Annotated in this window: 8 protein-coding genes and 1 pseudogene; 8 read left to right on the top strand and 1 reads right to left on the bottom strand. The window is 68.2% G+C overall.

The features are described 5' to 3' along the window. The 3 genes and pseudogenes from FZ033_RS21980 to FZ033_RS21970 form a co-directional block, all read left to right on the top strand. Positions 1–402, top strand: a pseudogene (locus FZ033_RS21980) (4-hydroxy-2-oxovalerate aldolase); the annotation flags it as partial. A gap of 147 nt (positions 403–549) precedes the next feature. After that, positions 550–1,752 carry an MFS transporter gene (locus tag FZ033_RS21975; protein WP_210247934.1) on the top strand — a complete coding sequence of 401 codons (1,203 nt, stop codon included), beginning with the start codon at positions 550–552 and terminating at the stop codon, positions 1,750–1,752. An 87-nt stretch (positions 1,753–1,839) separates the two neighbouring features. Beyond that, positions 1,840–2,688, top strand: a complete 849-nt coding sequence (locus FZ033_RS21970) for a fumarylacetoacetate hydrolase family protein (protein WP_149578210.1) — start codon at positions 1,840–1,842, stop codon at positions 2,686–2,688. Between the two features lie 147 nt (positions 2,689–2,835). Here FZ033_RS21970 and FZ033_RS21965 read toward each other — a convergent pair whose 3' ends face one another. Next, the gene (locus FZ033_RS21965; protein ID WP_188079629.1) at positions 2,836–3,783 is read right to left on the bottom strand and encodes a LysR family transcriptional regulator; all 948 of its coding nucleotides are present in this window, start codon (positions 3,781–3,783) and stop codon (positions 2,836–2,838) included. Positions 3,784–3,904: 121 nt separating this feature from the next. Between FZ033_RS21965 and FZ033_RS21960 the strand changes: the two genes are divergently transcribed. From FZ033_RS21960 to uraD, 5 genes are all read left to right on the top strand, one after another. Beyond that, on the top strand, positions 3,905–5,011 hold the full coding sequence (locus tag FZ033_RS21960; protein WP_149578193.1) for an ABC transporter ATP-binding protein: 1,107 nt from the start codon (positions 3,905–3,907) through the stop codon (positions 5,009–5,011). A gap of 2 nt (positions 5,012–5,013) precedes the next feature. After that, positions 5,014–6,060, top strand: coding sequence for an ABC transporter substrate-binding protein (locus FZ033_RS21955; RefSeq protein ID WP_149578192.1), 1,047 nt, complete (start codon positions 5,014–5,016; stop codon positions 6,058–6,060). A gap of 2 nt (positions 6,061–6,062) precedes the next feature. Next, a complete protein-coding gene (locus FZ033_RS21950) occupies positions 6,063–6,938 on the top strand; it encodes an ABC transporter permease (protein WP_149578191.1) in 876 nt (291 codons plus the stop codon). Positions 6,939–7,050: 112 nt separating this feature from the next. Next, on the top strand, positions 7,051–7,854 hold the full coding sequence (locus FZ033_RS21945) for an ABC transporter permease (protein ID WP_149578190.1): 804 nt from the start codon (positions 7,051–7,053) through the stop codon (positions 7,852–7,854). Between the two features lie 13 nt (positions 7,855–7,867). Next, entirely contained in the window at positions 7,868–8,746 is an 879-nt protein-coding gene (uraD, locus tag FZ033_RS21940; protein WP_188079628.1) for a 2-oxo-4-hydroxy-4-carboxy-5-ureidoimidazoline decarboxylase, read from the top strand. Positions 8,747–8,823: the final 77 nt, after the last annotated feature.

Below are 8,823 nucleotides of genomic sequence, written 5' to 3'. Positions count from 1 at the left end.
GCGGTGGCGGGGATCGAGGCCGGCGCCGTGCGCGTGGATGCCTCCCTTGCCGGCATGGGCGCCGGGGCGGGCAATGCACCGCTGGAGGCGCTCATCGCGGTGCTGAACCGGAAGGGCATCGACACCGGCTGCGACCTCTACGCGCTGATGGACGCCGCCGACGACCTGGTGCGGCCGCTGCAGGACCGCCCGGTGCGGGTGGACCGGGAGAGCCTCTCGCTGGGCTATGCCGGGGTCTATTCGAGCTTCCTGCGCCATGCGGAGAACGCCGCGCAGACCTACGGCGTGGACACGCGGGAAATCCTGTCCGAACTCGGCCGCCGCCGCATGGTGGGCGGGCAGGAAGACATGATCGTCGACGTCGCCCTCGACCTCGCCGAGGCGAAGGTCGCCGTCGCCTGACAACCGCATCGCAAGTCTGGCAGGGCGCACCCACGTGGGGGACGCGCCCTGCCGCGCCCGCGATCCAACTTCGAACCGCCGGGGATCATCGGCGGACGCATGAACGCGGGCCGCAACAGGCCGCACCCAGACGGGAGGAAAATGAAAATGACGATCGCATTGAAATCGGCTTCTGCAGGAAGCAGGGCGCTTCTCTACGTCTCTCTTGCCGCCGTGATCGAAGGCTTTGACCTGCAGGCAGCCGGCATCGCCGCGCCCAAGATCGGGCCGGCGTTCCACATGACGCCCCAGCAGATGGGGCTGTTCTTTTCCTCGGCCACCTTCGGGCTGATGTTCGGCGCGCTCGCGGGCGGCTATACGGCCGATCGCTGGGGGCGGCGCGCCGGGCTCGTCATTGCACTGGTGGCTTTCGGTATCGCTTCCATCGCCACCGTCCTGGCGACTTCGGTGGAGATGCTGATCGCGCTGCGCTTCATCACCGGCGTCGGGCTTGGCGGCGCGCTGCCGAACCTCGTGTCCATCGCCTCGGAGGCCGTCGGCCCGGACCGCAAGGGGCGCGCGGTGGCCATCATGTATGCCGGCATGCCGCTGGGCGCCGCGGTGGCGAGCCTCGTCGCCCTGCTCGATCTCCATGGCGGCGACTGGCGCTCCATCTTCCTCGTGGGCGGCATCCTGCCGCTGCTCCTCGTGCCCTTCATTTATGCTGGTCTGCCGCCGCTGAAGACGACCACGAGCACATCGGAGCGGAAGACGCCGTGGACCGAGGTGTTCCGTCCCGACGCCATGGTCACCACGGTGCTGTTGTGGAGTGCCTTCTTCCTCGGCCTGATGGTGGTGTACCTGCTGATGAACTGGCTGCCGCAACTCCTGGTGGCGCAGGGCTTCTCGCGCAGCGAGGCGTCCTTGGCGCTGATCCTCTACAGTCTTGGCGGCACCGTGGGCAGCCTCATCGGCGGGCGGGTCCTCGACGGCAGCCAGCGCGTGGTGGCCATCGGCGCCAGCTTCGCCTTCGTGGCCGCCGCCCTTGCGATGCTGGGCCTGCTCCCGCCGGCGCAGGCGACCATGCTCGTCACCGTCACCCTGGTGGGCGTGGGCGTGCTGTGCGTGCAGTCGATCCTCTACGGCATCGCCCCGCAATGCTACCCCTCGGAGATCCGGGGCACCGGCGTCGGCGTCGTGGTGGCCGTCGGGCGTCTTGGCTCCATGGCCGGCCCGCTGCTGGCGGGGGTGCTGGTGGCGCAGGGCAGCACGCCGGCGGACGTGATGCTGCTGCTGGTGCCCATCATCCTGGCTTGCGGCTTGGGCACCCTTGCCCTGGTGGCCCGGCGGTTTCGCCCCGCCCTTGCCTGAACCGCGTGCCTCGCCCCCGGCGATGCCGGGGGCGCCGGGTCGCAGGGCGGGTGGAGGGTGGCAAATGCCCGAAAAAGGAAACGTGATATGAAATTCTTGCGTTTTGGGTCCGCCGGGCAGGAAAAGCCCGGCGTCCTTGATGGCGACGGCCGCATTCGCGACCTCTCCGGGGAAGTCTTGGACATCACGGGAGATGTCCTTTCACCCGCCAGCATCGCCCGCCTGTCCACCCTCGATCTTTCCGCCCTGCCCATCGTGGAAGGAAAGCCCCGGCTGGGGTGTCCGGTCGCCCAGGTGGGCAAGTTCATCGCGGTCGGCCTGAACTATGCCGATCACGCGGCCGAGGCCAACATGCCGCTGCCGAGCGAACCCGTCATCTTCTCCAAGGCGACCAGCTGCATCGTGGGACCCAATGACGATGTGGTCCTTCCCCCGGCTTCCAAAAAGGGCGATTGGGAAGTCGAACTGGGCATCGTCATCGGAAAGACCGCGCAATACGTGCCGCAGGAAAAGGCGCTGGGCCACGTGGCGGGATATTGCCTGGTGAATGATGTTTCGGAACGCGAATATCAGCTGGAACGGGGCGGCACCTGGGACAAAGGCAAGGGCTTCGACACCTTCGGGCCGATCGGGCCCTATCTCGTCACCGCCGATGAGGTTCAAGATCCGCAGGCGCTGGACCTGTGGCTCGATGTCAACGGGCGCCGGATGCAGAGCGGCAACACCCGCACCATGATCTTCGATGTCGAGACGCTGGTGAGCTACATCAGCCGCATCATGACCTTGTTCCCGGGCGATGTGATCACCACCGGCACGCCGCCGGGCGTGGGCATGGGGCAGAAGCCGGAGCCGATCTACCTGAAGGCCGGCGACGTGATGGAACTGGGCATCGAAAAGCTGGGCACCCAGAGGCAACATGTGCGGGTAAGGGCTTGATGCCTGTTCGAGAAGGCTCGGCGAAGCGGCCGTCGTCGGCCGGCACCAGCATGTCCAGCGCCACGGGAACGAAACAGGAGCGCAGGGCCCGCGCCTAAGCGGAGAACGGCATGGACGAGTAGCCTCTGAGGTGAGGGGAGGGAAGGGTCAGCCCGGCGGGGGCTGGCCGGCGGCGCGCCGCACCTCGGCGATGGTAGTGTCGATCAGCCTTTCCAGCGCCTCCGCGACGATGCGACCCACCCGCGTCAGCGGCTTGCGCCCGTCGATGGCGATGCTCACCATCTGCGGCTCGGCGCCCTTGTCGCGGACCGGGCGAAAGACCAGGGTGCCCGCGATCAGCTCGGGTGCAGCGTCCAGCTCCGAGGTGAAGGCCACATAGCCCTTCTCGCAGGCCAGGATCTTCACCAGCTGGAGCGAATTGGTCTCCACCGTCTTGCGGTCCTGGGTGAACAGCCAGCCGTGGTGCGCTTCCAGATAGCGGCGGATCATCAAGGCGCGGCTCTGGAGCACGATGGGGTGGGCCACCACCTCCTGCAGGCTGAGGGAGGCGCGCTGCGCCAAGGGATGGTCCGGCGCGATCACGCAGCCGAAGGGCAGCTCCGCCGACCAGAGCACATGGATGTCCCGCCGCGGCGAGAGATTGAACACGGCGGCGATGTCGGCTTCCCCGGCGGTGAGCGCCGCCACCGCTGCGTCGGTGCTCGCCACCTCCAGATCCAGCGAGATGCGCGGGTGGCGGGCGTCGAGGTCGGCAATCAAGGCGGGTAGGATGCCGTTCACATGGCTGTCCATGGCCATCACCCGCACATGGCCCTGGTTGACGCCCTGGAGCTGGCGTAGCTCCGCCGCCGCCCGGCGCTCGTCCGCCAGCCAGCGGCGCGCCAGGGTCACGATGGCGTCCCCCGCCGGGGTGAGGCGCATGCCCTTCGCCACCCGCTCGAACAAGGGCACGCCCAGCGTCTCCTCAAGCTGGAGCACCTGCCGGTTGATGGCGGAGGCGGCGACGTTGAGGTCCTTGGCCGCGCGTTGGATCGAGCCGGAGCGGGCCACCTGCTCGGCATAGCGCAGGGCGGCGGGAACGAGCGATGCCGGCATCCCAGCCTCCATGCGCATTTTGCGTATGGAAAAGTATCAAATCTGCGATGGACGGCAATGCCCCGCCCGGTGACTATCGTCCCCATGAGCGCGATCGGGCGCCCCTTGCGAGGCTGGGACCATGAGCCAATCCGCCGGGCATGCGCTGACCCTTCGGACGATTTCCCATTCGTTCGGCCAGATGGTGGCCGCCAACGCCATCGACCTGGACATCCGCCCCGGCGAGCTGGTCTCCCTGCTTGGCCCGTCGGGCTGCGGCAAGACCACCTTGCTAAAGATCATCGCCGGCTTCCTGCGCCAGACCTCCGGTGACGTGCTGGTGGACGGGGCCTCCATCACGCGCCTGCCCACCAACCGGCGGCGCATCGGCATCGTGTTCCAGAACTATGCCCTGTTCCCGCACATGAGCGTCGCCCAGAACATCGCCTATGGCCCGGCGGCGGCGGGCCGGCCGAAGGCGGAGATCGCGGCGGTCGTCGCCGAGATGCTGGACGTGGTGCAGATGGGTGCTCTGCGCGACCGGCTGCCGCGGGAATTGTCCGGCGGCCAGCAGCAGCGCGTCGCGCTCGCCCGCTGCCTGGCCATCCGCCCCAAGATCCTGCTGCTGGATGAGCCCTTCAGCGCGCTCGACAAGAACCTGCGCCTCGACATGCAGATCGAGATCAAGCGCCTGCAGCGGCATTCGGGCATCACCACCGTGATGGTGACCCATGACCAGGAAGAGGCGCTGGGCATGTCCGACCGCATCGCCGTGCTCTCGCGTGGCAATCTGGAGCAGTTCGCCCCGCCCTCCGACATCTACGACCGGCCGGCCTCCCTGTTCGTCAACACCTTCGTGGGCACCGCCAACTTCCTCAAGGGTGAGGTCGTGGGCTCCTCTCCCGCCGGCGCGGCGGTGCGGCTTGAGGGCGGAGCGGTGATCGAGACCGGCCGTGAGACGGCCCTTGTGCCGGGCGCCCGCGTGCTGGTGGCGGTGCGGCCGGAAGGGCTGCGCGTGCGCGCCGAAGGCGGCCCCGGCGCGCTGGGGGCGCAGGTCACCGCCGTCATGCCCATCGGCCCCTCCTTCATCTACGAGGTGAGGCTCGCCGACGGCACCGCGGTGAAGGTGGTGCAGGAGCGGGACGAGGCCGCGCCGCTCTCCGGCGCCGTCTTCCTCCACCTCAAGCCAAATCGCATCAGCGGGCTGTTCCCGGACCTTCCAGGCGACACCCACAAGAAGGGGAATTGACCATGACGTTCGAGATGTCCCGGCGAGGTTTCCTCGCCTCCGCCTCGGCCGCCGCCGGCCTCGCCCTGCTGCCGCGCGGCGCCCTCGCCGCTGACGAACTGGTGGCCGCAACCTTCGGCGGCACCTGGGCCAACGTGCAGAAGCAGATCCTCGTGCCCTATTTCACCAGGCGCACGGGGGCGAGCGTGGTGCAGTCGCCCATGCTGGCCACCGAGCAGATCGCCAAGCTCACCGCCGCCCGGGGCAACCAGCCGCCCTTCGATATCGCCATGCTGGACGAGGGCCCGGCGCTGGAGGCCATCGATGCTGGCCTGATCGCCAAGTACGATCCCGCCAAATCGCCCAATTTCGCGGCGCTGAACCCGCAGTTCCAGGGCGCCTACGGCCCTGCCATCACCATGCAGGCCATCGGCATCGCCTATAACCCGAAGACCGTGAAGACCCCGCCCACCTCGTGGGAGGACCTCTGGAAGCCGGAGTTCAAGGGCCGGGTGGGCATCACCTCGCTGGCCTCCACCCTCGGCCTCGCCTTCCTGCTGGAGATCAACCGGCTCGCCGGCGGCACCGAGGCGAACATGGAGCCGGGATTCAAGCGGCTGAAGACCCTGCTGCCGAACCTTGCCGCCGTCTCCGCTAATTTCGGCGCCCATGGCGCGCTGTTCCAGCAGGGCGAGATCGACATCGGCGTGCAGAACTTCAACTTCGCCGAGGAACTCAAGGCCAAGGGCGTGCCCATCGAGTTCGTGCGGGTGGACACCGGCACCCCCGCCTGGAAGACCACCATGCACGTGGTGGCCGGCGCCCTGAAGCCGGACCTCGCCTATGCCTATGTGGACAGCCAGATCTCTGCCGACGTGCAGGGCGAGATGCAGAAATCGCCCTGGAACGTTATCCCCACCAGCAGCAAGGTGCCGTTCTCCGGCCTTGTGGCGGAAAAGATCGCCAGGACCCCCGCGGACCTCGACAAGATGGTGTTTTTCGACTGGAAGGCGGTGAACCAGAACCGCGCCGCCTGGACCCAGCAGTTCAATCGCGAGATCCGGGTGTGACCATGGCGGGCGCCGTGTCCACCCCCTCCAGAGCGCCCACCCTCTCTAAAGACTGGGCGCTCGCGCTGCCGCTCGCGGCCTTCTTCGCCCTGTTCTTCATCGCGCCGCTGGGCCTGCTGGTCTCCATCAGCTTCCAGGCCGAGCGTCAGATGACCGGAGCGCTGGGCCTTGGCCAGTACGCCGCTTTCCTCACCGACGCGCTGAACCTTGCGGTGCTGCGCGACACGCTGCTGGTGGGAGCGAAGGCGACCGCCTTGTGCCTCCTCTTCGGCTATCCGCTGGCATGGCTGTGCACCCGCGTGTCTGCCCGCTGGCAGGCGGCGCTCATCTTCCTCGTCGTGCTGCCCATCGTCACCAGCGTGGTGGTGCGGACCTTCGCCTGGATCGTCATCCTGGGGCGCAACGGCATCGTCAACGAGGCGATCCTGGCGCTCGGCCTCTCGGCCCAGCCGCTGCGCCTGCTGTTCAGCGAGACCGGCGTCGTCATCGTGCTGGCGCAGGTGCAGATGCCGCTCATGGTGCTGCCGCTCATCACCACGCTCCAGCGCATCGACCCGAACCTGGAGAGCGCCTCGCAGGCGCTGGGCGCCGGGGCATGGCGCACCTTCTTCAAGGTCACGCTGCCCCTGTCCCTGCCGGGCATCATCGCCGGTACAATCCTCACCTATACCGCGTGCGTGACCGCCTTCGTCACCCAGTCCCTCATCGGCGGCTCGCGCCTGCTCTACATGCCCATGCTGATCTTCCAGCAGGCCATGGACCTCCAGAACTGGCCATTCGCCGCCGCGGTCTCGGTGATCTTCATGGCCTCCGTCCTCCTCATCGTCGCCATGCTGGTCGCGCTCTCGCGCAGCCGCGCGGCCCGGCTCTACGGCTAGAGCGACCTCCGCGCGCCCTGGCTCGCAGAAGTCGCTCTAGATTCTTGTGTTGACGCGTTTTCTTCACGCGAACCGGTATCCACTTCGCTCGAAAACGCTCTGGGAGGCACCCATGCCCCGCGACTGGCAATCCCTGTCCTTCACCGCCGTGTTCGGCCTTATCTCCCTGATCTCGGTCATCGTGCTGGCGGGGCCGACCCTGGTCATCCTCATCCTCTCCTTCACGGGGGAGGAGGCGCTGCACTTTCCGCCTTCCAGCTATTCCCTGCGGTGGTATGCGGCGCTCGTCGACGCCAATGAGCTCCAGTCCGCCCTGTGGGTGAGCCTGAAGGTGGCGGTGATCAGCGTGACGGCCTGCGTGGTGCTCGGCGTCGGCGCCGCGCTCGCCATCGCCCGCAGCAAAGGGGCGGTCGCGCGGGCGCTGGAAACGCTCTTCATGTCGCCGCTCATCCTGCCGGCGCTGGCCTTCGGCTTTGCGTCGCTGATGTTGTTCTCCATTCTGGGGATGCGGCCTTCCATCCTCACCCTCGCCATCGGCCATATCGTGGTGTGCGTGCCCTTCGTGCTGCGCACTACGCTGGCGAGCCTGATGCAGCTCGACCCCGCCTTGATCGATGCGTCGCGCAGCCTGGGCGCCTCGGGCCTGCACACGTTCCGGACGGTGACGCTGCCGCTCATCAGCCCGGGCGTGGCGTCCGGCGCCTTCATCGCCTTCATGGCCTCCTTCGACAACGTGCCGGTCTCGCTGTTCCTACAGGATGCACGCACCCAGGTGCTGCCCATCTATCTGTGGGACATCATCCAGAACCAGCTCGACAGCCGCGCCGCCTCGGCGTGCGGCGTCATCATCATCGCCACCGTGCTGCTGATGGTGCTGATGGAGCGCGTCGCCGGCTTCTCACGCTTCATGAAATGACCGGGAGATGGATGTGCCGAGCGACTTGATCAGCCTCGACGCCCTGAACGCCATGCCGGCTGCCGAGTTTGCGGCAAGCCTCGGCCCGGTGTTCGAGAACGCGCCCTGGGTGGCGCAGCAGGCCGCAGCCGCGCGGCCCTTCGCCAGCCTGACGGCCCTGCACAAGGCCATGCTCGATGCCATCGGGGCCTTGCCGCCGGAGGCGCTGCTCGGCTTCCTGCGCGGGCATCCACGCCTCTCTGCCGAGACGCTGCGGCGTGGCACCACGGCTGAGTCCACCGTGGAGCAGACCGCCCTTGGCCTCGACGCGCTGGACGCGGACCTCAGCGCGCGGCTGGAGCGGCTGAACGCAGCCTATGAGGCACGGTTCGGCTATCCCTTCATCCTGGCGGTGCGCAAGGCGTCGCTGGCGACCCTGTTCGCTACCTTCGAGCGGCGCCTCGCGGCGAGCCCGGAGGCGGAGCGCGCCGAAGCGCTGGCGGAGATCTCGGCCATCTCCTGGATGCGCCTTCTGGACCGGGTGCGGGCCGCGCCCACGGGCAGCGTGTCCACCCACGTTCTCGACACGGTGCGCGCCGCCCCGGCCGGCGGGCTCGGCGTGGAGCTGTGGCGGCGCGACGGCGACGGCGCCACGACCCGCATCCTCGCTTTCGTCACCAATGACAACGGCGCCTGCGACGGCGCCCTGCTGGATGGCGGGGCCCTTTGCGCCGGCACCTACGAGTGGCGCTACGACACCCCCACCTATTTCGCTCGCCACGGCTATTCCACCCCCGCCCGCGCCTATCTCGGCAAGGTGCGCGTGGCCTTCACCGTGTGGAATCCCGAGGAACATTTCCACGTGCCCCTGCTGCTCTCGCCGGGCGCCTACACCACCTATCGCGGGAGCTGAGGCGACACGCGACCCCAGGTCGGGAAGGGCGGCCATTGCGCCAGCGACACCGCGGCCCCAACACGGGGCCGCCCGAG

The sequence above is a fragment of the Xanthobacter oligotrophicus genome, assembly GCF_008364685.1.
Classification (GTDB): Bacteria; Pseudomonadota; Alphaproteobacteria; order Rhizobiales; family Xanthobacteraceae; genus Xanthobacter; species Xanthobacter oligotrophicus.
The sequence above is the reverse complement of the archived record's forward strand: the minus strand, read 5'-3'. Positions and strand labels throughout refer to the sequence as shown.